General features: G+C 50.2%; 22 protein-coding genes. 8 read left to right on the forward strand and 14 right to left on the reverse strand.

Annotated features, from left to right (window positions below; all coding sequences use genetic code 11):
- Window positions 1-340 precede the first annotated feature (340 nt).
- The 3 genes from ABGT74_RS05730 to ABGT74_RS05740 all read left to right on the forward strand — a co-directional run bounded on the left by ABGT74_RS05730 (window position 341) and on the right by ABGT74_RS05740 (window position 1,945).
- Window positions 341-709 (forward strand): VOC family protein, encoded by a 369-nt coding sequence (locus ABGT74_RS05730; RefSeq protein ID WP_297282531.1) that lies wholly within the window; start codon window positions 341-343, stop codon window positions 707-709.
- Between the two features lie 130 nt (window positions 710-839).
- Window positions 840-1,382 (forward strand): chromate transporter, encoded by a 543-nt coding sequence (locus ABGT74_RS05735; protein ID WP_297282530.1) that lies wholly within the window; start codon window positions 840-842, stop codon window positions 1,380-1,382.
- On the forward strand, window positions 1,379-1,945 hold the full coding sequence (locus tag ABGT74_RS05740) for a chromate transporter (protein WP_297282529.1): 567 nt from the start codon (window positions 1,379-1,381) through the stop codon (window positions 1,943-1,945). The genes ABGT74_RS05735 and ABGT74_RS05740 overlap by 4 nt, the downstream gene beginning before the upstream one ends.
- 50 nt (window positions 1,946-1,995) lie before the next feature.
- On the opposite strand, the gene ABGT74_RS05745 is transcribed toward ABGT74_RS05740, so the two are convergent.
- From ABGT74_RS05745 to hprK, 6 genes are all read right to left on the reverse strand, one after another.
- Window positions 1,996-2,232, reverse strand: coding sequence for a DUF6514 family protein (locus ABGT74_RS05745; RefSeq protein WP_346704832.1), 237 nt, complete (start codon window positions 2,230-2,232; stop codon window positions 1,996-1,998).
- A 197-nt stretch (window positions 2,233-2,429) separates the two neighbouring features.
- Window positions 2,430-2,834, reverse strand: a complete 405-nt coding sequence (locus ABGT74_RS05750; RefSeq protein ID WP_297282528.1) for a C-GCAxxG-C-C family protein — start codon at window positions 2,832-2,834, stop codon at window positions 2,430-2,432.
- 22 nt (window positions 2,835-2,856) lie between these two features.
- A complete protein-coding gene (locus ABGT74_RS05755; protein ID WP_346704823.1) occupies window positions 2,857-4,629 on the reverse strand; it encodes an N-acetylmuramoyl-L-alanine amidase in 1,773 nt (590 codons plus the stop codon).
- 147 nt (window positions 4,630-4,776) lie between these two features.
- The gene (locus ABGT74_RS05760) at window positions 4,777-5,697 is read right to left on the reverse strand and encodes an ROK family protein (protein WP_346704824.1); all 921 of its coding nucleotides are present in this window, start codon (window positions 5,695-5,697) and stop codon (window positions 4,777-4,779) included.
- 21 nt (window positions 5,698-5,718) lie between these two features.
- Window positions 5,719-6,441, reverse strand: a complete 723-nt coding sequence (locus tag ABGT74_RS05765; RefSeq protein WP_346704825.1) for a phosphatase — start codon at window positions 6,439-6,441, stop codon at window positions 5,719-5,721.
- Window positions 6,442-6,592: 151 nt separating this feature from the next.
- A complete protein-coding gene (gene hprK, locus ABGT74_RS05770) occupies window positions 6,593-7,525 on the reverse strand; it encodes an HPr(Ser) kinase/phosphatase (protein ID WP_297282524.1) in 933 nt (310 codons plus the stop codon).
- A gap of 201 nt (window positions 7,526-7,726) precedes the next feature.
- On the opposite strand from hprK, the gene rpmB reads away from it, so the two are divergent.
- From rpmB to ABGT74_RS05790, 4 genes are all read left to right on the forward strand, one after another.
- Window positions 7,727-7,915: a 50S ribosomal protein L28 gene (gene rpmB, locus ABGT74_RS05775; protein ID WP_078096872.1), complete on the forward strand. Its 189-nt coding sequence runs from the start codon at window positions 7,727-7,729 to the stop codon at window positions 7,913-7,915.
- Window positions 7,916-8,005: 90 nt separating this feature from the next.
- Window positions 8,006-8,695: an AzlC family ABC transporter permease gene (locus ABGT74_RS05780; RefSeq protein ID WP_297282523.1), complete on the forward strand. Its 690-nt coding sequence runs from the start codon at window positions 8,006-8,008 to the stop codon at window positions 8,693-8,695.
- Window positions 8,692-9,021, forward strand: a complete 330-nt coding sequence (locus ABGT74_RS05785) for a branched-chain amino acid transporter permease (RefSeq protein ID WP_346704826.1) — start codon at window positions 8,692-8,694, stop codon at window positions 9,019-9,021. The genes ABGT74_RS05780 and ABGT74_RS05785 overlap by 4 nt, the downstream gene beginning before the upstream one ends.
- 95 nt (window positions 9,022-9,116) lie before the next feature.
- Window positions 9,117-11,270, forward strand: a complete 2,154-nt coding sequence (locus ABGT74_RS05790) for a Tex family protein (RefSeq protein WP_346704827.1) — start codon at window positions 9,117-9,119, stop codon at window positions 11,268-11,270.
- 94 nt (window positions 11,271-11,364) lie between these two features.
- Here the strand turns inward: ABGT74_RS05790 and ABGT74_RS05795 are convergent, their stop codons facing one another.
- The 5 genes from ABGT74_RS05795 to ABGT74_RS05815 form a co-directional block, all read right to left on the reverse strand.
- A complete protein-coding gene (locus ABGT74_RS05795) occupies window positions 11,365-13,218 on the reverse strand; it encodes a methyl-accepting chemotaxis protein (protein WP_346704828.1) in 1,854 nt (617 codons plus the stop codon).
- 345 nt (window positions 13,219-13,563) lie between these two features.
- Window positions 13,564-14,097 carry a VanZ family protein gene (locus ABGT74_RS05800; RefSeq protein ID WP_297282519.1) on the reverse strand — a complete coding sequence of 178 codons (534 nt, stop codon included), beginning with the start codon at window positions 14,095-14,097 and terminating at the stop codon, window positions 13,564-13,566.
- Window positions 14,094-16,214: a hypothetical protein gene (locus ABGT74_RS05805; RefSeq protein ID WP_346704829.1), complete on the reverse strand. Its 2,121-nt coding sequence runs from the start codon at window positions 16,212-16,214 to the stop codon at window positions 14,094-14,096. Before ABGT74_RS05805 ends, ABGT74_RS05800 begins: the two co-directional genes overlap by 4 nt.
- Window positions 16,189-17,088, reverse strand: a complete 900-nt coding sequence (locus ABGT74_RS05810) for an ABC transporter ATP-binding protein (RefSeq protein WP_297282517.1) — start codon at window positions 17,086-17,088, stop codon at window positions 16,189-16,191. The genes ABGT74_RS05805 and ABGT74_RS05810 overlap by 26 nt, the downstream gene beginning before the upstream one ends.
- Complete coding sequence (locus ABGT74_RS05815; protein ID WP_346704830.1) at window positions 17,085-17,456, reverse strand: GntR family transcriptional regulator; 372 nt, start codon at window positions 17,454-17,456, stop codon at window positions 17,085-17,087. The genes ABGT74_RS05810 and ABGT74_RS05815 overlap by 4 nt, the downstream gene beginning before the upstream one ends.
- Before the next feature lie 143 nt (window positions 17,457-17,599).
- Here ABGT74_RS05815 and ung point away from each other — a divergent pair, with 143 nt between their 5' ends.
- The gene (gene ung / locus ABGT74_RS05820) at window positions 17,600-18,286 is read left to right on the forward strand and encodes a uracil-DNA glycosylase (protein ID WP_297282515.1); all 687 of its coding nucleotides are present in this window, start codon (window positions 17,600-17,602) and stop codon (window positions 18,284-18,286) included.
- A 78-nt stretch (window positions 18,287-18,364) separates the two neighbouring features.
- Here ung and ABGT74_RS05825 read toward each other — a convergent pair whose 3' ends face one another.
- From ABGT74_RS05825 to ABGT74_RS05835, 3 genes are all read right to left on the reverse strand, one after another.
- Complete coding sequence (locus ABGT74_RS05825; protein ID WP_346704833.1) at window positions 18,365-21,382, reverse strand: sensor domain-containing phosphodiesterase; 3,018 nt, start codon at window positions 21,380-21,382, stop codon at window positions 18,365-18,367.
- A gap of 139 nt (window positions 21,383-21,521) precedes the next feature.
- Entirely contained in the window at window positions 21,522-22,769 is a 1,248-nt protein-coding gene (locus ABGT74_RS05830; protein WP_297282514.1) for an HD domain-containing phosphohydrolase, read from the reverse strand.
- A 124-nt stretch (window positions 22,770-22,893) separates the two neighbouring features.
- Window positions 22,894-23,625, reverse strand: a 732-nt coding sequence (locus ABGT74_RS05835; RefSeq protein ID WP_346704831.1) for an HDOD domain-containing protein, incomplete at its 5' end; no start/stop codon positions are given.

The following is a 23,625-nucleotide window of genomic DNA, read 5'->3' on the forward strand; positions in this document are numbered from 1 at the left end:
CCCAATGTCAGCTTACCAGACGGCTGCACACCGGAAAAAATTGTTTGCTTCTGGTTTTCGCTCATAGCTATGACTTCCCTTACTCAATGGATTGTGATTCTTTCGTACGAAGCAAACCACCCCATACTTATCAGTAATCATACCATATTTCCCGTTTTCTTGCAATGAATTTTATTATTTGCCACTTTGCTTTGTCCGATTGCCCCTGATCTGCCTTGCAGATGACAGAAAGGTTTTCCGTATGTTTTATGTTCTACTGCGGTAAAATTTCCGGATAGCGATTGTGTTTTTTGCAAAAACGTGGTACAGTAACTTCACAACACTAAGGAGGATACCCTTTATGCAGTTTACCTTTGCCCATAATAATTATAATGTGCGCGACCTTGATCGCTCACTCGCTTTTTACAAAGAAGCGCTCGGTTTGACCGAAGTCCGCCGCATCAACGCGGAAGATGGCAGCTACATTATCGTTTATCTGAGCGATGGTGTCTCCAAGCATCAGATGGAATTGACCTGGCTGCGGGATTGGGACCGTCCGTACAATCTGGGCGACAACGAAATCCATCTGGCGTTCGTTGTAGATGACTATTCCGCCGCATATCGCAAGCATCAGGAGATGGGCTGCATCTGCTTTGAGAACCCCGCAATGGGAATTTATTTTATTTCCGATCCGGATGGCTATTGGCTGGAAATCGTGCCCAGCAAGTGACTTTTCCTGCGGCCAAAACACAATGACAAACAGGAAGGCTGCTGCCATGCAGGCGGCCTTTCATTTTGCATATGTGCGTTCAGTCCATTTCTCTCACCTATTTTAACGCGCGAAAGGAAGGGATGTATCCTTGAATCCTTATCTGGACTTGTTTTTGACCTTTGCCCGCATCGGCGTCTGCACCTTTGGCGGCGGCTATGCCATGCTGCCGATTTTGCAGCTGGAAGTGGTGGAAAAGCGGGCATGGACAACCGAAGACGAGCTGATGGATTACTATGCAATCGGCCAGTGTACTCCCGGCGTGATTGCCGTCAACACCGCAACCTTCACCGGCTATAAGCAGCGGGGTATTTTAGGCGCTATCTGTGCCACAGCTGGAATGGTATTCCCCTCTCTGGTCATTATCATCACCATTGCCGCTTTCATTCAGCAATTCGCCCATCTACCAGTTGTGCAAAACGCATTTTCCGGTGTGCGTATTGCAGTCTGCGCACTGGTCGTGCAGTCTGTTTGGAAACTGGCTAAGAAAAGCGTATTGGATGTGCCGACCGCTCTCATCCTGCTGATCACCTTCGCAGCAGTCGCCTTTTTCGGTATCTCCCCTGTGATTATGGTCATTCTGTCCGGTACCGCTGGCATTTTACTTGGACTTCTCCGGAGGCGGCGCGTATGATTTTCCTACAGCTTTTTTGGGAGTTTTTCAAAACCGGCCTGTTTTCCGTCGGCGGTGGCTTGGCTACGCTTCCGTTTCTGCAGGACATCGCCCAGAAATACCCTTGGTTCACCTCCAGCGATCTGCTCGATATGATCGCGGTTTCCGAATCCACTCCGGGCCCGATGGGTGTCAATTCTGCAACTTATGCCGGCTTTCGAGCTGCGGGTATCCTTGGCTCACTGACCGCGACATTCTCACTGGTTCTCCCCTCTGTGATTGTCATTATCCTCATCGCACGCGCACTGACCCGTTTCCGTGATTCTCCTCTGGTGCAGGACGGATTTTACGGACTGCGTCCCGCATCTGCCGGGTTGATTTTCGGCGCCATGCTCGAGGTCTTTGCGTCTTCTCTGTTTCACACAGAGCTGTGGAACGGACTCTCCAGCCTTGTCTCCGTGCTTAATATCCCTGCCATTGCATTTTTCCTCATCCTATCCTTTGCGATCTGGAAATTCCCCAAAATCCATCCCATCGTCTTTATTGGTGTAGGAGCATTATTCGGCATATTGTTCCGATTCTAAAAAACGCGGCAGGAGTCCCCCGACTCCTGCCGCGTATTATTTTTGCCGCTTTACCTTGCCAAATAGTCTTCCACTACGTCCCGAAAATGTACAGCCGCAACACCATTTTCTTGAAGAAAAGCCGCCAGCATCATGGTTTCTTCCAAAGAAGATGCAATATCGTCAATGCTGTCCATTTGCTCCTGTTCCCCCATAACAGCAATTCCATATTGCTCTCTGCCGTCCGCCTTTCCTTTTGTCACCACATAGCGAACCACTCGTATCACCCCCCTATCTTGCTTGCACAGCGTTTTCCGACCCGCTCGCCCATCTTTCTTCTATCTTCATTTCCACCATAATACTGCTTTCATTCTTCAGTATCATGTTCCCCTGTGGATCGTCTTTCTCATTCATTTTACGCGCAAACAGTTTCTGTCTTTGTCGAATTTCGTCGAACAAAAGATAAAATAATTACCGCAGATGCCTTGACATCTGCGGTAATTGATTATTCTGCCAAAGTTTGTTCAACCAATTTGCATGCATCCTCAATACAGCCGTCGCAGGAGCGGCGCACCTTTCCGTCCACAACCCCTTTAAGCTCCCGACACAGATAGGTTCCATTCTTCTCCTTGAACGCTGCTGCCAACGCCTTGGTCGTCTTGTACGTCTGTCCCTTTGTCTCGCCTGGATGATCGGTTCCCTTGCTGCCGCGCAAGCCTGCCAGCATGAACACAGCCGACAGAGCACCGCACATCTCCATCATGCCCATACCAAGGCCAAATCCCTCTGCAACACGGAATGCAGTCTCCTCATCCATACCAAACTGGTCGCAATATGCACAAGCCACCGCCTGCGCGCAGTTATAGCCCTGCGCGTGCAGGCGCTGTGCTCGTTCTGCCCGTTCTGTCATAAATTCAATATCCTTTCGCTTGTTAATATTCTACCTGCGTGAAATAGTACATGATTGCATTATACTGCGCACGCGCCTCTGCCTGCCAATCTTCTTCGCTGTCAATAAATTTCTGATCTTCCTCATTGTCAATGAAACAGAATTCGCTTGTCACTGCCGGAATGAACAAAGACGCCGCAACACGGTTGGTATAATAATAATCTCCGTTGCTGCCTTCCTTGAACACCACCTGCCGAATCGGGATGCCGAGTTCACTGTACTCGTCCAGCAACGCCTCACCCAAAATCTTGCTTGGGCCGCCGTTTTTATCCGCGATCTGCGCGAGCACCTCCGCACCGCGCGCCGTTGTATTAGCAGCATTATGATGAATGCTGAAGAACAAATCCGCAGACGAAGCATATTGCTCCATCACAGTGCCGCGCAGCGAAAGCGAGCTGCCGTCTTCCATCGTATCACGCACCATGATCACGTTGATGCCCGCATCCTCCAAATAGGATTGCAGATATTGCGCCACATACAGATTCACATGCTTTTCGTCCAGCGACATATCAGCATTATGTGCGCCGACATCACTTCCGCCATGACCTGCATCCACGATGACCGTCATCTTTCCATCCAGATGCGAAGTTCTCGGCGGGTCAACCGGATCTTCCGGCTCACCTTGATTGGTGTCGTAATCCCCAATACGAGTCAGATGATCCATACTGCAATATCTTCCGGAGCCCGCGCTGGTATCCATCAGATGCGCCCAGCCATTTTCCACGCTGTCTACGACGATTTCATCACCGTTTTGCAGGCGGCCTACGATACTGTAGCTCGTCCCCGGACCTGAACGGACCGACAGGGACGAATCAACCTTCACGCGATAGACACCTGTCACAAACGGTTCTTCCGGGTCCTCCGGCTCGTCCGGTTCTTCTGGTTCCTCCGTATCCGAATCATCACCATAATCCTTTATCCGCGTCAAATAATCCGCACTGCAATACCCGCTGGTATTTTTGATATGCGCCCAACCGTTTTTGAGTTCGTCCACAACGATCTGTGCTCCGTTGGACAGCTGGCCGACGATTGCATAGCTTGTGCCCGGACCGGATCGAATCGAAAGCGTTGAATCTACCTTCACCTGATAAATACCCGTCACAAACGGCTGGTCTGGTTCTTCTGGTTCATCCGGTTCTTCCGGGTCAGGCGCAGGTGCCGACGGCGTTTTGATCTGCACAGTTTTAGTCGTGCTCTCATAAGCCGCCGTGAAGCCGATAGCGGAAGATACATCAGCAATTTTATAATAATTGTTGCCGTTGATGTTATATCCCTTGATGGAAACGCCACTGCCATCCAACAGCACCTTTGACGTAGACTCCTGCACGCGCAGTGAAGTCGTTGATGCTACCGTCATTTCCCCACCGACAACCGTATAGGCTTGTCCGGAAATCAGGTTGACCGCATTCTTACTGCTATCCCATGTGACATTGAACGACATGGTAGTACCATTGAGCAAATAAGCCAGATCGCGCAGTTTGAAATAGTTATAGCCGTCAATATTATAGGCCTGCGGATTGACTGCCTCACCGTTGACCTCTACATGGTGCGTAGAAGGTACGATCTTCAAAGCTGTCGCCCGCGCCACCGGCAGGTCCGTCTGGGTTGATGCCTGTTCCGCCGTCTCTACCTCTGAAGAAATCAGGCTTTCTGATTCGCCCAAAAGCGCTGTCTGCGGCAGTTCTGCCGCCGCCGCTCCTGATATAGTTATGTAAATGGCCGCGCACAGTAACGCGATGATTCGCTTGAAACGCATGTAAAACCTCCGTGCCGTCCCGCATGAATAAGTGCTTATTTGGTATGTATTTTATCACGAAACGGCTCGAAATTCAATGCCACTTGTCAGAAAGCGGAGCATTTGTAATATTACAAATGCTCCGCTTATGTTACAATATCTTATCTTTTACAGCATTGCCGCGCCAATCAAACCTGCATCGTTACCAAGTGAAGCACATACAATTTCGGTGTTGCGCTTATCGCTGCGGAAGGTTTGCGGCGCCGTCAGACGGCGCAGCGGATCCAGCAGCTTTTCCCCATAACCGGCCAAACCGCCGCCCAATACCAAGCACTCCGGCTGGAAGATGTTGATATAGCTGGCCAGACCGCTGGCAAGATTGACGCAATAATCATCAAACAATTCCCGTGCCAGCAAATCGCCCGCATCCACTGCATCGCAAATCATCTTTGCATTCAGATGACCCGCATTTTTGCTGAGCAGGCTCTCACGTCCCTCTGACAATGCGCGCTCTGCAAATTTGACAAAGGCCGCCGCGGACGCATACGCTTCCAAGCATCCCTTTCGGCCACAGTTGCAGGGCTCGCCGTCACGCTGGATCACGACATGTCCCATTTCACCTGCAATGCCGTTGCAGCCGGTATAGAGCTTGCCGTCAATGATGATGCCGCCGCCCACGCCGGTGCCCAGCGTGATCATCAGCATATTACGCGCATTCTTGGCTGCACCCGCTGTTGCCTCGCCCAAAGCCGCACAGTTGGCATCGTTGTCGAGCTGCACTGCGCAGGTAAACTCTGGCTTAAACGCATCGGCAAAGCAAACATTGCTCATGCCGAGGTTTGTACCGAATTTCAGCGTGCAGGTTTCCTTATCAAACGAACCGGGTACGCCGATTCCGATGCTGGTCACTTGGCTTGCCGCGATTCCGCGCTCACCACACAGCGCCAGCGCGAGCAGCTTCATATCTGCACACAGCCCCGCCGCGTCTCCCGTTCTGGTCGGCGTGCTCTGCTTTGCCACCAGCGTGCCGTCCTCTTCGCACAATGCTGCCTTGACTGATGTTCCTCCCAGATCAATGCCAATCCGCATATTCTTTTCCGTCCCTTCCGTTTATTCAAATAAATGCAGCCCACGGCCGCGGAAATACGTATCCAGTCGCTCCCGACTGCTGTTGACAATCAGCTCTTCCGGGAATTCGATTTCTTCCAGCATTGCCAGCGCATGGCCCACATAGCCGACACGGTACTCGATATGAGAATCGCTGTTCAAAACAATCGGCACCTGATGCTTTTTGCATAGCTGCGCGATTTCCGTGCAGTTTTCCCGGCTGCCCTTGCGAATGGCAAAGGAATTGCTGTTGATCTCCACCAGCTTATCGTATTGATTGCATTGGGAAATAATATATTCCTTATCAAAATCATAATTTGCGTTGCCAAGATGCCCCAGCGCATTCACCCGCTTGTCATGCAGCACCACTTCCAACGCTTCGGTATGCGCCGCTTTGGTCGCAGGCGCAAAACAGCATTCGTGAAAGGATGCCAACGCGAACTCGATTGGTTTCAGGCTGCTCGCTTTCATGTGATCTAGTTCTCCGCCCGGACAAATGTTGAATTCAATGCCGCGAATCACAGTGATGCCTTCGATTTGGCGCGGCAGGATATCCAGATTGGAAAAATGCCACTCATGCGGCCCGTCTACCATGTCCGGCCCATGATCGGTAATACCAATTGCGATCAGTCCGCGATTTTTCGCGCCGCGCGCCATCTCATAAACCGTGGAATAGGCATGTGTGCTTGCAATGGTGTGGGTATGCAGGTCTGCTACGATTTGCATGAATTACGATGCTCCTTTTATGATATGCTTGCTGCTTCCGCAGATATGTGTTCCCCAAAACCGCATCCGCTTACACCAAAAGCCCAGCGTCGCCGGGCTTTGGATAAAAACACTGTAATAAATCAGAACAGAATCGGTTGGAAGACATAAATCAGTTGCCGTACTGCTTGAGCATACGCTCCTGCAGCTCCTTGGCGGCATTAAAGCCCATTTTCTTCTGACGGTCATTCATAGCCGCCACCTCAATGATAACAGCCAGATTTCGACCGGGCTTGACCGGAATGGTCATGCTGGGCACGGCAATGTCCAAAATGGAAGTGGTCTGTCCATCCAGTCCGAGGCGGTCATACTGCTTGCCCTCTTCCCAAGGCTCCAAATTGATGACCAGCTCGACCTTTTCGGTCATCTTAATGGCGCCAACGCCGAAGATCCGACGCACGTCCACAATACCGATGCCGCGCAATTCGATAAAGTGACGAATGACTTCAGGTGCGGTACCAACCAGTGTCTTATCCGACACGCGCTTGATTTCCACCGCGTCGTCCGCAATCAGGCGATGTCCGCGCTTGACCAGCTCGATTGCCGTTTCCGACTTACCAACGCCAGAATCACCCAGCAGCAGCACGCCCTCACCGTAAATCTCGATCAAAACGCCATGCAGCGTAATGCGCGGCGCAAGATTAACCTTGAGCGACGCAATGATGGCACTCATAATCGTCGAAGTGAACTCATTGGTGCGCAAAATCGGCACGCCGCATTTCTGCGCCGCTTCCATGCATTCCGGGAACACATCAATATTGCGCGAAATAATGAGCACCGGAATGCCGGTGGAAAACAGCCGCTCAAAGCAGGCTTTTCGCGCATCCGGCTCCATCATCTCCACATAGCTTGACTCGACCTTACCCATGATCTGAATGCGGTTGGGGTCAAAATAATCAAAAAAGCCCGCCAGCTGCAAGCCGGGACGATTGACGTCATCCTTTGTGATTTCGGTTTTCTCAAAGCCCTCGGGACCATAAACCACCTCAAAATTAAATTCCTGAATCAGGTCCCCCAGACTGACACCGAACTCTTTTAACTGCATAAACCAAACTCCCTTCCGCAATGGCAGGTGATAAGATGATTGTATTATACCCCCTTTTCCCCCACTTTTCAACGGTTTCCGCTGGGACTGCGCCAAAACTTGAAAAAGCATTTTTTTTGTAAAAAATAACTTGCATTTTACTATTTGTTGTGGTATTATAATATCCGTTATGCAATGCACAAGAGAAGGAGGTGCAGGAAAATGGCAAAGTGCGATATTTGCGGCAAGGGCGTGACCTTCGGTATTCAGGTTTCCCACTCTCATCGTCGCTCCAACCGTACCTGGAAGCCGAACGTTCGTCGCGTCAAGGCTCTGGTTGACGGTACTCCCCGCCATATCAACGTGTGTACTCGGTGCCTCCGCTCCGGCAAGGTAACCCGCGCGATCTGATTACAGACGCGATACCGTTGAAACTGTCAAAGCGCTCTGTTTGCAGAGCGCTTTTCTATTGCCCATTTGCTTCGAGAAGGTGATCCCCCTATGAAAAAGGCTTTCCGTCCCGCCTTCGCGGTGACGATCCCCGTACTTTGCGGCTATCTGTTTATCGGCTTTGCATTCGGCGTGATGCTGCGTGACATCGGCTATACCTCCCCATGGGCTTTTCTGACCAGCCTGACGGTCTATGCCGGTTCGGGACAGTATCTGCTGGTTTCCCTGCTTGCTGCGAATGCATCGCTGGTGACAGTCGCGCTGATGACTCTGCTGCTCAACTGCCGGCATATTTTCTATGGCCTGTCCTTTCTCGAAACCTTTCATCAAATGGGACACGCCAAATGGTACATGATTTTTTCTTTGACCGACGAAACCTATTCCTTGTTGTGCTCACTTAAGACACCAGAAAACGTTGATCCCAATGCGATGCGCCTATGGATCGCTATCCTGGATCACAGCTACTGGATTTTCGGCTCTGTGATCGGTGCGATCATCGGCGGCGTACTGCCGTTTGATTCCACCGGCATCGACTTTGCTATGACCTCACTATTCACGGTCATCTTTATCGAGCAGTGGATGAACACCAAGCAGCATATTCCCGCTTTTCTCGGGCTGGGTGCCGCTGCCATTTCTCTTGCGCTGCTCGGGCCGGATAACTTTATCCTGCCCGCAATGCTGGCCATCTGTGTGATGCTGGTCGCACTGCGCGGCCGCCTTGCAAAGGAGGTGGCGCAATGACACCCGCAAGAGCACTGACCATGATTCTGGTTGCGGCGGTATGCACCTTCGCCACGCGCGTTGCTCCGTTCCTACTGTTCAACGGCAAAAAGCCCATTCCGCCCATTGTACGCTATCTGGGCGAAGCGCTGCCGCCCGCGGTCATTGCGCTTCTTGTCGTCTACTGCGTCAAGAACGTCAACTGGCTGGCCGCACCGCACGGTGCGCCCGAATTGCTGTGCATCGCCGTAACTGCCTCATTGCATGTATGGAAACGCAACAATCTGCTTTCCATCGGTGTTGGTACGGTATTGTACATGTATCTCATCCAGAATGTATTCGTCTGATCAGTTTTCCGCGCTGTGAAAAACAGCGCGGTTTTTTATTTTCTCCTCCCGCCATCTGTGGTACAATAATCCCAGTCAGAAAAAGGAGCATCACCATGGAAAGCATTACACAAATTCTCGCCCGTGAACTTGGGCAGAAGGAAGAATATGTCGAAAACATTGTCAAGCTACTCGACGATGGCAATACCGTTCCGTTCATCGCGCGTTACCGCAAAGAAATGCATGGCACAATGGACGATCAAACCATCCGACAGTTGGCCGACCGGCTTGCCTACCTTCGTGGACTGGACGCACGCCGCAACGAAGTGCGAGAAGCAATTGAGGCTCAGGGCAAGCTGACCGACGAGCTTGCCGCCTCTATTGCTGCGGCACAGACGCTTGCTGCGCTCGACGACCTTTACCGTCCCTATCGTCCCAAGCGACGTACCCGCGCGTCTGTGGCCCGGGAAAAAGGTCTTGCACCTCTGGCTGAGGCGCTGCTCGCCGCACGCGCCCCGTCCCACACTGCGGAAGAACTTGCGCAACCGTATGTTAATGTGGAAAAGGGCGTAGAGACCGCGGAAGCCGCCCTTGCAGGCGCAGGAGACATCATCGCAGAAGATCTATCCGACGATGCCGCTTTGCGCGGCCGTCTACGCGCACTGCTGCACCGCACCGGCATCATTCGCACTACAGGCTGCGACGAAAATGATTCCACTTATACCATGTACCACGATTTTTCCGAGCCGGTTCGAAAGCTGCAAAGCCACCGCGTGCTGGCTATCAATCGCGGTGAAAAAGAAGATAAGCTGAAAGTTACTCTGGAAACCGATGAAACCGAAGCCCTTGCGACAATTATCCGAGCCGGAGTGCATCCCAAAAACCCGTATGCCGCATTCCTGCGCGAGGTTTGTGCAGACAGCTGGAAGCGTCTTCTGTTTCCCTCACTTGAGCGTGAACTGCGCAGCGAATTAACCGACGCAGCCAACGAGCAGGCCATCCATACCTTCGCACTCAATCTGCGTCCACTGCTTATGCAGCCACCCGTGCGCGGCCGTGTGACGCTGGGCTTTGATCCAGGCTACCGGAATGGCTGCAAGCTGGCTGTCGTGGACGAAACCGGCAAGGTGCTTGACACGGCTGTTATCTACCCCACCCCGCCGCTCAAAAAGACCGAGGACAGTAAGCGCACGCTGCGCCGCTTGTGTGACCGTTATAAAATCACTTGTATCGCCATAGGCAATGGCACAGCCTCTAAGGAAAGCGAAATCTTTATTTCCGATTTTATCCGCGAATACGGCGGCGGCATCGACTACATGGTCGTATCTGAAGCGGGTGCGTCAGTCTACTCGGCCTCTCCGCTCGGCGCAGAGGAATTCCCTGATTTTGACGTGAATTTACGTTCCGCGGTATCCATCGCACGCCGCTTGCAGGACCCGCTGGCTGAGCTGGTCAAAATCGATCCCAAATCCATCGGTGTGGGACAATACCAGCATGACATGCCACAGGGACGTCTAAGCGACGCGCTTGACGGCGTTGTGGAGGACTGCGTCAACGCGGTGGGTGTCGACCTGAATACCGCCTCTCCTGTCCTGCTGCGCCGTGTCGCAGGTATCAGCCCGACCGTTTCCAAAAACATCACTGCTTTCCGGGAACAAAACGGCAGCTTTCAAAACCGCAAGCAGCTGCTCAAGGTCAAAGGGCTTGGGCCTAAGGCATTCGAGCAATGTGCAGGCTTTCTGCGTGTACCGGATGGTGCCGATCTGCTCGACCGCACCGGCGTGCATCCAGAAGCCTACGATGCTGCGCGCACACTGCTGACCCTGTGCGGCTACACAACAGAAGATGCCGCACAAGGCAAAATCGGTGAGTTGAATACCCGCGTCAAGCAGCTCGGCCTGAGCGATACCGCCGCCCGCTGTGGTGTAGGCGTACCGACGCTGACCGATATCATGCAAGAACTGCAAAAGCCCGGCCGCGACCCGCGTGACGAGTTGCCGCCTCCGTTGCTGCGCTCAGATGTGCTGGATATTGCAGACCTCAAGCCCGGCATGAAACTCAAGGGTACCGTGCGCAATGTTGCAGATTTCGGCGCATTTGTGGATATTGGTGTCCACCAGGACGGTCTGGTGCATATCTCGCAGATCAGCCGCAAATTCATCAAGCATCCATCGGAAGCGGTCACGGTCGGAGATGTTGTGGATGTGGTCGTGCTCTCCGCAGATCCCAAAACACACCGCATTTCCCTCTCCATCAAGCAGGCTCAATAAAAATTTTCCGAAGAAACAAAAAACGGTGTAACCATTTCTGGTTACACCGTTTTTGCCGTATGTTATATGTTATTACTGCCACAAAGCGATCAGCTTATTGCTTATCGGCATAGGAGGTATCCATCTCGCGGCCATAGGGATCGATATACTCATTGCCGTAATGACCGGTCGTCTCCTTGATCTGGTATGCCTTGTTTGCATGCTCGATGAATTCCGCGTCGCCCTGCTTTTCATCCGGAATATACGCCTTGCCTTTTTCACGAGCACGCAAGTTGAAGTGGGTCATCTTGCTGCGCAGGAAAGCGGCCTGATGGCGCATCTCCTGGCTGGATGCATCCGACTCTTCACTGATGGCCGCATTGCTGGTAGCCGCTTCCGTAATCCGTGCAACAGACTCTGCAACCTGCTGAATGCTTTCCAACTGATCCGTAGACAAGCCGGAAACATTTTCCACAATTTCAACAATCTTTGCAATCTTCTTATTGATTTCCCCAAAGATAGAGGCAGATTCGCTTGCGATATTGGTGCCCTCTTCGGTTTGCTTAATGTTGTTTTCGATCAGCATACGGCTTTCCTTTGCCGCCTCTGCGCTCTTCATCGCCAATGCGCGCACTTCATCAGCAACAACAGCAAAACCCTTACCTGCCGCACCCGCGCGAGCAGCCTCGATCGCAGCGTTCAACGCAAGAATATTGGTTTCAAATGTAATATCGTCAATGGTCTTCATGACTGTCGCAATCTTCTTGGAAGCTTCCTGCATATGCGTTACCGAATCAAACAGTACCCGCATGTGCTCATTGCTGGTCTGAAGATCTGCCTCAATCTCCTTGGTGATGGCATGTGCTTCTTGTGCCTTTTCATCATTGAACATGATCAGTTCGCTGACATGCTCCATTTCATCGGAAAGACGCTGTGCAGCCGCCGCCTGCGTGGTACTGCTCTCTGCCAGCATACGGCTTGCGTTAGCGATCTCATCCGCACCGGCTGCAACCGAATGCGCCGATTCTACGATCTCATTGAACATGATATCGTTGGACTGCACCAGACGGTACAGACTCTTGCCCAGACTATCGCGGCGAGAACGAATCTTGACAAATGCAGTCATATCGCCATCTGCAATGCGCTGAACCACTGCCACATTTTCGCGGATGTTCTCGGCCATGGTATGGAACGCAGTAATCATCAGACCAACTTCATTATCTGCGTTCTCCTTCTCCATTTTTGACAGCTCATCTCCAGCGACACTCAAGTCGACCGCACCCAGAGACAGATTCTTCGCCCAATCCGCTACCATCATAACAGGCGCCGCGATCTGGAGTGCCAAACGTCTGCCATAGAAGAACGAAAAGATACCGATGGCAATCACTGCGACCACGATCACAGCGATGATGACCGTCATCAGCGTTTCAAAGTTCTTCGTATTCTTTTCCATCTCCGCGGAATATACATTGTCAATCTCATACAATGCATTGATAACCTCATCGGTTTCCGGATCAAGCTGCTCGAAAAACTTCTCCACTGCCCCATCGGGATCGGTTTCGCGCATGTTGATCAGGTCTTCCGCCAAATTGTGGATCTCGTCATGCGTCTGCTTCATCTGCTGCGCCATCTGCATGACCTGCTCGGATGTACCGTTCGTCTCATAATTATTCAGCCACTGACCGAAAGAACAGGTTTCCGGATCCAAACTGCCCGTAAAGTCCGAACCGGTCTCCAAGCTATTGATCAAATCGGAACGCCATTGACGATGCGAATCAATGATGTTGGACAGCGCAACGCGCTCTTCATCCAAGCTGGTCATATTGCCATAGAACACGAACAATACGCCCAAAGAGATGATGGTTATAACACCCAACAAAGCGGATAGCAGGATGACCTTTAAATAGCCCTCTACAATCCGCTTGCGTATGCTCTTTTTGATCTTTACATCCGTCTGTGTTTTACCCATGTGCCTTCTCCCCTTCAAGAAAATACTTTTTTCCTCTAAATTCAAACCATTCCCAAAAAGAACCGCTCACTCAAGAAATCAGCTTCCGATCTGGCTATCCGCGTCCGCAAACACCATGCGCACAGCCTATCTTGACCATTTCTAAGGAACGGATGAAGCAACTGTATGTTCTTGTTTATTTTACCATAATTCCATATTGGTTTCAACCTTAAAAATACATATTTAATACATATTTAAACAAGACGTCGTATCTGAATCTCTTTTGTCTTCATTATATAAAGTAGCACAGTAAGATGCGCATGCTGCAAAAGGCGCAGTCCGAATCGAACTGCGCCTTTTGCATAATTATGAGAGCAATATACAATCTGCTCCAGTATATAAAACAATCACTGCAAACCAGCATGCAAGCGGATAAACCCATTGCAAACTTCTTGTTTGTTGCGGAGAAAACCGTGGACACATTTGCAGCAACAGTTTTGCCAGCAAAAAGCCGATTGCTGCCCCCGCTGTGTTGAGAACCAGGTCATCGACCGAGGTCACGCCGCCCGCTACCAGCTGAATCAGCTCAATGCTGAGCGATAATCCAGCAGCAAACAAAACCGTATGCTTTATGCTGTGAAAATACCGCCAGAACAACGGCAACAAAAAGCCCAGCGGCGCAAGCAACGCCAGATTACCAACGATATTCGCGAACGCTCCCAAGCCTGGTGAGCTTGTGTCCGTCCATACGCTAATGATATCACTAAACGGAACGAGCTCCAACCGCGGCGTAGGCAAATGCCAAACCAGAAGCTGATACAGCGACGGTCCGGTTACCAGCCCCACACCCAGAAGATAAACCAGCAACAGGAGCACACCGCATAAATCGCGCCGTCTCATCCGGCGGCCTCCGTTGCCATGCCGCTGGAAGTGACATTGCCATCTGTCGCGTCAAACCCGTTCGGACGATATTTTTCTACCACTTCCTCCGGCCAGTCTTCCTCGGCATAAGCCAACCAATGCCAATCCTCCGAATTTTCCTGCTTCACATAAGCCACAATATTCACACTATCCATGCGCTCATCCAATAGGAATCCATTGATAGGCGCTTCATTGGTGCCGTACAGGTTCATTGCATCGCGGTTAACCGCATTTTTCAGCAGTGCCGCGATATCAGCCGGATCGGTGACTTCCACGCTCTGCCACACCGTATCTCCGTTTGCATCCTGCATACGATACTGAAGCTCCATCAACTCAACTTCATCCGTTGACAGCGGCATAGGTTTCACGCCAGACAGCTTTTCAATCAGTGCAAGCGTCTCTTGATCCTCCGCCGTCACATATGCATCGCCCTTCCATTCTTTCACACCGTTTATATCTACATGGTAGATCTCCAGACGAAGCACAGGCAGATCATTTTCCGTTCTTGCAAGCGTCTCTTCCTGCAGCGCGGCGAGAATCTGACGAATGCCATTCCAGTCATTTAATGTGGAGGCCACTCCATAACCGCTTTCGTTTGTGTAAATATCCAAGCTGTACCGATTCTCTGCATTCTGCTGATCTAAATCCACCTGGAACAGCGGCAACGCGACGCGCTTGTATTCCTCAGAGAAATAAACCTGATTGCAAAGCGCGTTGACCTCTTCGTTATCAGGCAGCAGATAATAGCGCATCGCTGTTCGACCGCTCAGCCAGAACCGTAGCGTCAAACCGCGATAATTTCCTTCCTCATAGAGCGCGCCTTGGTTGACCTGCGTTCCCATTTCTGCCAGCTGATACACTGCGTCAATGTTATCGGCGCCGGTCAGCTTCTCCTCTGCGCTGCCGCTGATGCTTACCGCCTGAATGCTGTTGCGGTCCGGCAGCCACGTATCGTAGCCGGTTACATCAAATTTCATGCACAGCGTACCAGCAAACAGAACCACCAGAATAGCTGCAAGGTGCACCGGCTTTGCGAAAATGGCGTGGAAATCAAACGCATAGATCATTTCCACGATCCAGTGGAACAGCACCGTGCCCAGTACAAGACCGACCCAGAACCAGAAGTCCCCTGCAATCATGTTGAAAACCAGACCGAATGCCACACCCATGACCAAGCACATATATACTTTGATCGGCAGCTTGGCAGGCATAAACGCCAGCGCCACACCAGCTCTTTCGCTTTTGCGAATACGGAAAAGATACCAACTCAGCACCGTGACGGCAACCGCCACCACCAAATACACCAATAACAGCCCCAGAGCCGAAGTTTGCTCCACATATTCCACACGTTCATAGTGCAAGCCATCGAGCGAAAAGAACTGCACCAGCGGCGACAAGTGGAATACCGCCTTCATATTGACCGACTGCATCGTGTAGGTTTGGTAAAATTTATTGCACAAACCGCTGTACAGCATATAAACCAGCATCGGAGAAAGCATCACCCATGCAAGCAACAGCAGTGCGATCACTGTATTACCGCATACCACCGTTGTCAACACGGTCAGCGCATACAGCAACAGGAATACAATCAGGTGACTCAACACCGCGCCGCCAATCGCGCTCCAATCGACTGCCGCGCCAAAGCCCATGGCAAAGGTGCAAGCCAACGCAATAGCCAGCATCACCACATAAGTTGACACAGCAAAAATCACGCCAGTCAAATAGTTATTGACAAACAGCTGCGTGCGAGAGATCGGCAGGCTGTGATAAAAATCTACCTTTTGCCGCGCATGCAGATATGCAAACATCGCAACACCACACACAATCGCCATCACAACAAATGTTGTTTTCACAAAGGGGTTACCGCCCCCCAGTAAGGAGGACACGGCCGAAAGCGCACTCTGCCAGTCTTGGTCAACTAAATCCGGGTACTGCTGCAATTGATGTGCGCGGGTTTCCAACGCGCGCTGCATGGTCATCAGAACCGGCAGCAGCAGAGAAAAGAAGAACCCCACACCGCCCAGCACAAAGCCCCACAGATTCCGACGCAGGCTATCGCCCAGCAGGCCTTTAGAAGAGAAGCTTTTTGATGTCATAGCCGGCCACCTCCGTTTCGTTGATAAATATTTCCTCCAGCGTCAGCGGGAGCAGCTCACAGAAGCTGGGATTCATGGCGTTTACCTTTGCCAGCAGTTCCTCTCGACTGCCGCGCGCCGTAAGCGTATACAGCGAGCCGCGCTGCTCGAGTCGCAGTACATCGATACCCTGCCATGCATCGGCAGGCAGCGCACCCGTAAAAATACACTGCATCTTGAACATATCCAGCTTCATCTCATCCAAATCGCGTGAGAACAGGATACCTCCGCGATGCAGCAAACCAACGTGGTCGCAAATGTCCTCCAGCTCACGCAGGTTGTGCGACGCGATGACCGGCGTCAGACCGCGGCTTTCCACATCCTCGGCAAACAAGCTCTTGACTGTCTGGCGCACAACCGGATCCAGTCCGTCAAATGTTTCATCACAGAACAGATAATCCGTGCCCGCACAAATGCCGCAAATCACCGATACCTGCTTTTTCATTCCCTTGGAAAAGGTACGGATTTTACGTTTTTCGTCCAGCCCAAATCCCTGCATCAGCTTACGGTAGCGCTCCTCATTAAAATGACGGTAAAAGCGCTTGTAATAATCCTTCATTTCCGCAGGCGTGCAGTTGGAGAAAAAGAACTGCTCATCCGAAATGAAGAAAAATCGCTCTTTCAGAGCCGTGTTTTCAAAAATATCTGTACCGTCAATGCGCACCGTACCCTCGTCCGGCTGCAGAATGCCCGCCAGCATACGCAAAAACGTCGATTTGCCAGCACCATTTGATCCAATCAGCCCATAAACCGAACCATCACGCACCTCTGCACATATATGATCGACCGCAGTAATGGTATCAAATCGTTTGGTTGCATTTTCCGCTGTAATCATTCCGTTCCATCTCCTTTCTGCTCCACCCATTCGCGTATCTGCTCTTCCTTAGCGCCAAGCGAACGTGCCTGATCTGCCAGCGCATGTACCTGTGCGCCGATTTCATCCAAGCGTCGCTTACACAACGTCGCTGTATCATCTGAAATAAAGTTTCCGCGCCCCTTGGCCGCGTAGATCACACCGCGCCGCTCCAATTCGGCATATGCGCGCTGAATGGTGTTCGGATTGATGGAAAGCTCCATTGCCAACTGTCTGACACTGGGCAGCTGGCTGCCGGACGGCAATGCGCCACGCAACGCAAGTGTTTCCACGCCATCGACGATTTGTTCATAGATTGGTCGCGCATCCCGATAGTCAATCTTGATCACATCCACGCCTCCTTTCCTACATGCGTTCCATCTGTATTGTGTGTCTTAGTACAGTTATAGTATAATCAAATCAACACATTCTGTCAATGGCTTTTTGGTCATGCTTATGGTATAATGAGTGCAAACTTGTTCAGGAGGCTGTTATGGTACATTTAGGAAATGACTGGGACGAAATTCTGGCGGATGAGTTTCAGCAGGAATATTACAAACGCATCCGCTATTGGCTGAAAAAAGAATATGCAGAGCAAACCATTTACCCTCCTATGAATGACATTTTCAATGCACTGCGCTATACCGCTTATGCGGATGTGAAAGCCGTTTTACTCGGTCAGGACCCGTATCACGGCCCCGGACAGGCGCACGGCTTGTGCTTCTCTGTGCAGCCGGGCGTTACGCCGCCCCCCAGCCTGCAAAATATATTCAAAGAACTGAAAAGTGATCTTGGCATTGACCCACCGCAAAACGGTACGCTCACCCCTTGGGCCAAGCACGGCGTACTGCTGCTCAACACGACGCTAACGGTGCGGCGCGGACAGGCCAATAGCCACAAAAATATCGGCTGGACTACTTTCACCGATCACGTCATTGAGAAACTGAATGAACGCGAAAAGCCGATTGTATTCCTACTCTGGGGCGGCAACGCGCGATCCAAAAAGAAACTTATCACTGCACCGCAGCACCTTGTGCTGGAATGCGCACACCCCTCTCCCCTCTCTGCCTACAACGGCTTTTTCGGCTGCCGTCACTTCTCCAAATGTAACGCCTTTCTGGAACAAAACGGTATTCCTCCGATTGATTGGGATTTGCGCCATACGGCATCTGAGGAATGATTAGTCCCATATCCATACCTGTTAAAACATAAAAAACCGACTGCACAATTAGCAGTCGGTTTTTTATACCTATGATCTTCAATTTGCTTTCTCGCTGAGTAAGCTATATACCGCCGATAATTCCATCGGCCGATAATAATAATAGCCTTGGATCATGTCGCAGCCCGTATCGCGGATAATGGTATTCTGATCGGTACGTTCAACGCCTTCACAGCATACTTTTTTACCGAACTGATGGCATGCATAAACAATACTGCGAATAAAATGCATCTTCTGGTCGGATTCTGTGATTTCATGCAGTAGGGAACGGTCCAGCTTGATGATGCTGGACGGATATTGCAGCAGCATCCGCAGAGAGGAATAACCGCTGCCGAAATCGTCTAAGGCAATCCGCATTCCCATCTCGCTGCAAGCATCTACAAAATGCTCCAGCATTTCCGGCTGTTCATCCAAACAGCTTTCGGTTAACTCCGCCACCAAATGAGAGCCGTCCAACTGATACTTCTGCAAGGTTTCCTGCATAAAGCTGATTAGTTCTGTGTCGGAAAGCTGGTTCAAGCTGACATTGAAGGTCAGATAGAACCCCGGGATATACGTAATCATCTGCATGCAATTTCGAGCAGCCTGCTCAAAGACCCATCGTCCTGCAATATGGATCATGCTATCTCTTTCCAAAATTGGAATAAATACAGCCGGCGATACATCCTTTCCTTTGAAGTTCCAGCGCAGCAACGTCTCTCCGCCAATCACTGTTCCATCCTTGGCAGATACCACCGGCTGCACCACAACGCGGAAATTCTTCATATCATTCAGGACATCCTGCTCAAGCGCCAACGCCATATTCGACATTTGCTGAATTCGTTTGATGCTTTCCGCAGAGTATTCCATATATGGCTGATCGGTCTCCTGCTTAGCAATCCGAATGAGCGCCACCAGATTCTCCACCATATCCTCTGATGTCAAATCTTCAAAGGGATATTCCATCACCGCGAACGAGCACACATGATGGATCGCAATACCCATGGAGTCATAGCACTCCTCTATGATCTCACGAATCTGTGCGACCGCGTCTGCATTCGGTTCCACGCACATCGGATTGACCACCGCCATGCAGCGCATCCCCTCTAACCGATGGAAAGTCATCTTCCATGACAGCGCTTCGGTCAGCTTATTAGCGATATTATGGATCAGACGATCCGCATATGCGCGCCCTTTTGTGCTGTTGATCTCCGTGATGCTGTTGAGGCTAAAGCCAATGATCTGTGTTTTTTGCCCATTTCTGCGCAATTCATCCAATTGATTGAACGCAGAGGTCTCTCGTGGGAAATTCGTAATGGGGTCAACGACAAAATCCGTATCCTGATGCGAAACACGTCCAGAGAAGAACAGAGGTGTGCTCTTATCCTCGCTCCATTTCATAATGCCATAGCAATGCACCCATTTGATATTGCCATGAACATCGCGCACCTGATAGCGCAAATCGTGTGAACTGCGTTTTTCGCGCAGCATCGCGGAAACATCCTGCCAGAAAATATCCTGAAATTCCGGTGTACTGATTCGCTGCGACCACAAGCGGAACAAACCGGAGACAACATTGTTTTCAAAGCCAAAATCTTCCCGCATGTTATCCGAAATGTAGAACAGATCCTTCTGCATATCGCCAAAATAAAAATAGCTTGACGAATTTTGCTGCGCGATGGATTCAAACACCAGTTCCATGTCGTTGTAGGTATTTTCCAAAAATCTACAAAACTGTGTTTTTGACTGTCCGCACCGATCCACCTCTCTCGCGAACCCATAGGTATGGTAGTCGTCATGCGCCGCAACCTGCCATGCATAATAATTTCGCTTATCTGCATACATCATGCAGTCCGCCTGATCGATCATTGCCTCCAATTGTAGCGGCTGCTGATCAGACCATGCATAACCAATGGCAATATGGTACTCATCTTTCCGAATCAGGCGCTTGAGCTGCCGCACTTTTTCGTTAAAGTTCTCTTGGCTGCACTGCGGACACAACACTACAAACTCGTCTCCGCCGGTTCGATAGATCAAATTTGTGTCTAATGCACCATGGATCAGATCATAGCAGTGTCGGATCATCTGATCGCCCTGCACATGTCCAAACACATCGTTTATCTTTTTCAATCCCGTAATGTCGCAATAAATCACACCAGCGGAGGACATGGAACCCTTTTCCGCGAACTCTATGAGGGCATTTCGGTTATATGCGCCTGTTAAGGGATCGTGAAATCCGATCTCCTGCAAATGATGGATCATTTCACGTTTCTTCAACAGTGAAACCACAAAGTAACCAATGACTTCCAATATCGGCATAATCAGAGGCAGCATGCGCGGGGCCGGCTCGTCCACACCGACGAAACCCACAATTTCACCATCGTTCTTCATCGGCCCTGCCGCAAACGAAGAAATATCCAAAGATTTAAAAAACACATATGCCGCGGGATATTGCTTTGCAATCGTCTCGATATCATCAATGACAATTACTTTTTTCTCCTCTAATATCGGGAAAAGACATTGGATGCTATCCACAGACTCATTCTGCAAAATCTGTTTTTGTGGTGCCACACCTTCTGCACACCATTCATATGTATTGCGCATTCGGTCCGAATGGTTCCACTCGAAAATATAGACCCGATCACAAAGCAGATTCTCGCCAATGTAGGCTAAAATGTTGTTTAAAACCGTATCCGGACTGGTTGTTTCAAATGCACACTGCAAACAGCCGTTAAGGATTTCAGCTGTACGCGGGGGCAACAGTTTCGCCTGCCCCAACTTCTCCGAATCCATATCTAAGGCGATTTCAATCCGATATTTTTTCCCATTATAATGGAACAAACTATCTTTTACCAAGAAGCGTCTTTCCATAATCGGATTTTTATAAGTCCATGTGATGAACTTTCCCGGTTCAAGCCTGCCATTATTGCAAAAACGGCACGGCGAATCATTTCCTTGCAGGACACAATAACATTTCTTTCCCACATATTCCTCGTGGGAATGATACCCCAATGCATTGCGCAGGTATGCATTCATATACACCAATGTATTGGTTTCCACATCGGAAACATAGACCATATCTCCCAGTTCTTCAAAGAACTCCCATGGAAATTCCACGCGCAACTTCCTCTCCCTCTTTTCCCTCGATCTATATCACCTGACCCTATTATGTCCTCATTATACCATGGATTGAAAATTTTGTCTCCCTTTTCAAAAATTATTCCACGCTGGGTTGTGTTAGTCCATAGTACTCTGCATAGATATGCTCAAATGCCTCCGCCGTGTGCAGCCCCTCTTCTAATACAGCATGGTAAATGTCTTCACAATGATCCTCCAGCATTTTGATCACCCTAGGACAAATTTTACCTGCATCACACATTTGATTCAAAATACTCATCACTTCATGCAAGGGAAACGCCTGTTTATAGCTTCTTTCCTCTGATAACGCGCTGACAATATCACTTACCGCTACGATACATTGCGGCAATGTCAAATCCTTTGCACCGATACCGCGCGGATATCCCGATCCGTCCAGTGTCTCATGATGCCGAATGGCGATTTGTAAAATTTCATCGCTGACATACCCTTTGAGAATATCCTCCGTAATCATAACATGGGATTTCATAATTTCCCACGCACGGCCGTCTAGCTTTCCAGGGCACTCCAAAATCTCGACCGGTATTGCGATTTTCCCCAAATCATGTAGAATCGCCCCAACATGAACGGCGTTTTTGACGTCTTCATCCAGATCAAAGTAGTCCGCAAGCATATCGCTGGCTCGAACCATCATGGAGCAATGCAACGCAGTATAGTGGCTTCGGAAGTCCATGGAGCAGACCAGTGTGCGCAATAGCGCCTCCTTTTCTGCACTGCTTAGTGTCATTTTCCGCATGCGCTTGAGCAGCAAGCTATGAATGGCATCCATATCCTGCATGGCAGAAAACCCTTCGACCTGCACCGGCTCTTCTTCAGCAAAAATCTTTTTAGACCGCTCTCGGAAAAAATATCTGACAGCGTCCATATCTTTCCGCCCATGCTTGATAAAGACCAGATCAGTCTCATCCACGATGCGCAAGCATTTCATCACCCATTCCAGCTTTTCGTCTACGCCAGAATTGGCGATCTCTGCATCGCTCGCATGATGATAACGAACGATTGGCGCATATTGCGAAAACGGGAAAAATGTTTTCAGAAACAGAAAACCATAGATCGCATGGGGGCAATTCTCTTCGGTATCCAGCTGCACCACATTCCATGTATCGGTTTTCCGAAAGCTCCCAATATCGTGGAACAGTACGGTCCAAACAATTTGCCCAATTTCATTTTCAGAAAAACGTCCATCCTGTTCCAGAAAGCACATTACACCATATGCGACGCGTTCGCCATGTCCCACCAACAAATCGTTCATACGATTGAGGGAGCGCGTGATTATTTCATACAAACTTTCATTGGATAATTGAATCATTGTGTTCTTCCTTTGTTCCGTAAATGCTCAGGATGGATTGAAAAGGCGGCGGCAAGGCTGTTTTTACACCCCTGCCGCCGCCATCATTGCAATCTTCATGCAATATTTAGATTATTTTCACTTGTTATTCCAAGGGTTGCTCCGCAACCTCTTGTTTTGCCACCGGAGACGGATTCAGCATCTGATCCCAAATCCGGTTGACCTCTTCCATGCAGTTAAAGTAAATAGTCGCCAGCTGCGCAGATGGGATACCAAGCTCTTCTGCATCCGCAGTAATGTTCTTCCAGTCAGCCTTTTCATAGCTGATAACCAGCTCCAGCAGCAGACCGCCCTGACCCTCATGACGAAGCAGTGCGTTCTTCAATTCATCCACCATCGGGATATCTGCGATAATCTCTTCCATCGGTGCATCAATCAAATACTCCAAGGTTGAGAACATACCAAGCAGATACGCCTCCGAGCGTGTCAGCACGGGCTTCTTAATATACTTCTGCAGCTCGCTTGCAAAGCTGGCACGCATAAAGGAAATCTTGATAAACTCTTCAGAGTCGCCCAATTGCTCCTCATCCTGATCTCCTGCGCTCAACAGATAAACCCAACGCTTGAGCTGACTCAAGCCAAGCGTTACAATGGCTTGCTGAATCGAGGTCGTCTGTGTTCTGCGCGCAAAATACGCAGAGTTTGCAATTTTCAACAGGCTGTACGACAGTGTAACATCGGTCGAAACGATCTGCTCGATCTCATGAATATCCGGCTCTTCTCTTGTGACCGCAACCACCAGACGGAAGAAATTGCTGCGCAGATAGGTGCTCTGATGCACTTTGTTGGCCATCTGATCGGCAACATATGTACCCTG

This window comes from uncultured Agathobaculum sp., from assembly GCF_963927765.1.
GTDB lineage: Bacteria > Bacillota > Clostridia > Oscillospirales > Butyricicoccaceae > Agathobaculum.

Bases quoted from the DNA above. Each gene is read 5' to 3' on its own strand.
- ABGT74_RS05765 (WP_346704825.1), bottom strand. From the start codon at position 6,441: ATGCAAATCGTAGCAGACCTGCATACCCACACCATTGCAAGCACACAT.
- hprK (WP_297282524.1), bottom strand. From the start codon at position 7,525: ATGCAGTTAAAAGAGTTCGGTGTCAGTCTGGGGGACCTGATTCAGGAA.
- ABGT74_RS05810 (WP_297282517.1), bottom strand. From the start codon at position 17,088: ATGATTACAGCGGAAAATGCAACCAAACGATTTGATACCATTACTGCG.
- ABGT74_RS05825 (WP_346704833.1), bottom strand. From the start codon at position 21,382: ATGGTCTATGTTTCCGATGTGGAAACCAATACATTGGTGTATATGAAT.
- ABGT74_RS05805 (WP_346704829.1), bottom strand. From the start codon at position 16,214: ATGACATCAAAAAGCTTCTCTTCTAAAGGCCTGCTGGGCGATAGCCTG.
- ABGT74_RS05730 (WP_297282531.1), top strand. From the start codon at position 341: ATGCAGTTTACCTTTGCCCATAATAATTATAATGTGCGCGACCTTGAT.
- ABGT74_RS05785 (WP_346704826.1), top strand. From the start codon at position 8,692: ATGACACCCGCAAGAGCACTGACCATGATTCTGGTTGCGGCGGTATGC.
- ABGT74_RS05790 (WP_346704827.1), top strand. From the start codon at position 9,117: ATGGAAAGCATTACACAAATTCTCGCCCGTGAACTTGGGCAGAAGGAA.
- ABGT74_RS05760 (WP_346704824.1), bottom strand. From the start codon at position 5,697: ATGCGGATTGGCATTGATCTGGGAGGAACATCAGTCAAGGCAGCATTG.
- ABGT74_RS05830 (WP_297282514.1), bottom strand. From the start codon at position 22,769: ATGATTCAATTATCCAATGAAAGTTTGTATGAAATAATCACGCGCTCC.
- ung (WP_297282515.1), top strand. From the start codon at position 17,600: ATGGTACATTTAGGAAATGACTGGGACGAAATTCTGGCGGATGAGTTT.
- ABGT74_RS05780 (WP_297282523.1), top strand. From the start codon at position 8,006: ATGAAAAAGGCTTTCCGTCCCGCCTTCGCGGTGACGATCCCCGTACTT.
- ABGT74_RS05795 (WP_346704828.1), bottom strand. From the start codon at position 13,218: ATGGGTAAAACACAGACGGATGTAAAGATCAAAAAGAGCATACGCAAG.
- ABGT74_RS05750 (WP_297282528.1), bottom strand. From the start codon at position 2,834: ATGACAGAACGGGCAGAACGAGCACAGCGCCTGCACGCGCAGGGCTAT.
- ABGT74_RS05740 (WP_297282529.1), top strand. From the start codon at position 1,379: ATGATTTTCCTACAGCTTTTTTGGGAGTTTTTCAAAACCGGCCTGTTT.
- ABGT74_RS05755 (WP_346704823.1), bottom strand. From the start codon at position 4,629: ATGCGTTTCAAGCGAATCATCGCGTTACTGTGCGCGGCCATTTACATA.
- ABGT74_RS05800 (WP_297282519.1), bottom strand. From the start codon at position 14,097: ATGAGACGGCGCGATTTATGCGGTGTGCTCCTGTTGCTGGTTTATCTT.
- rpmB (WP_078096872.1), top strand. From the start codon at position 7,727: ATGGCAAAGTGCGATATTTGCGGCAAGGGCGTGACCTTCGGTATTCAG.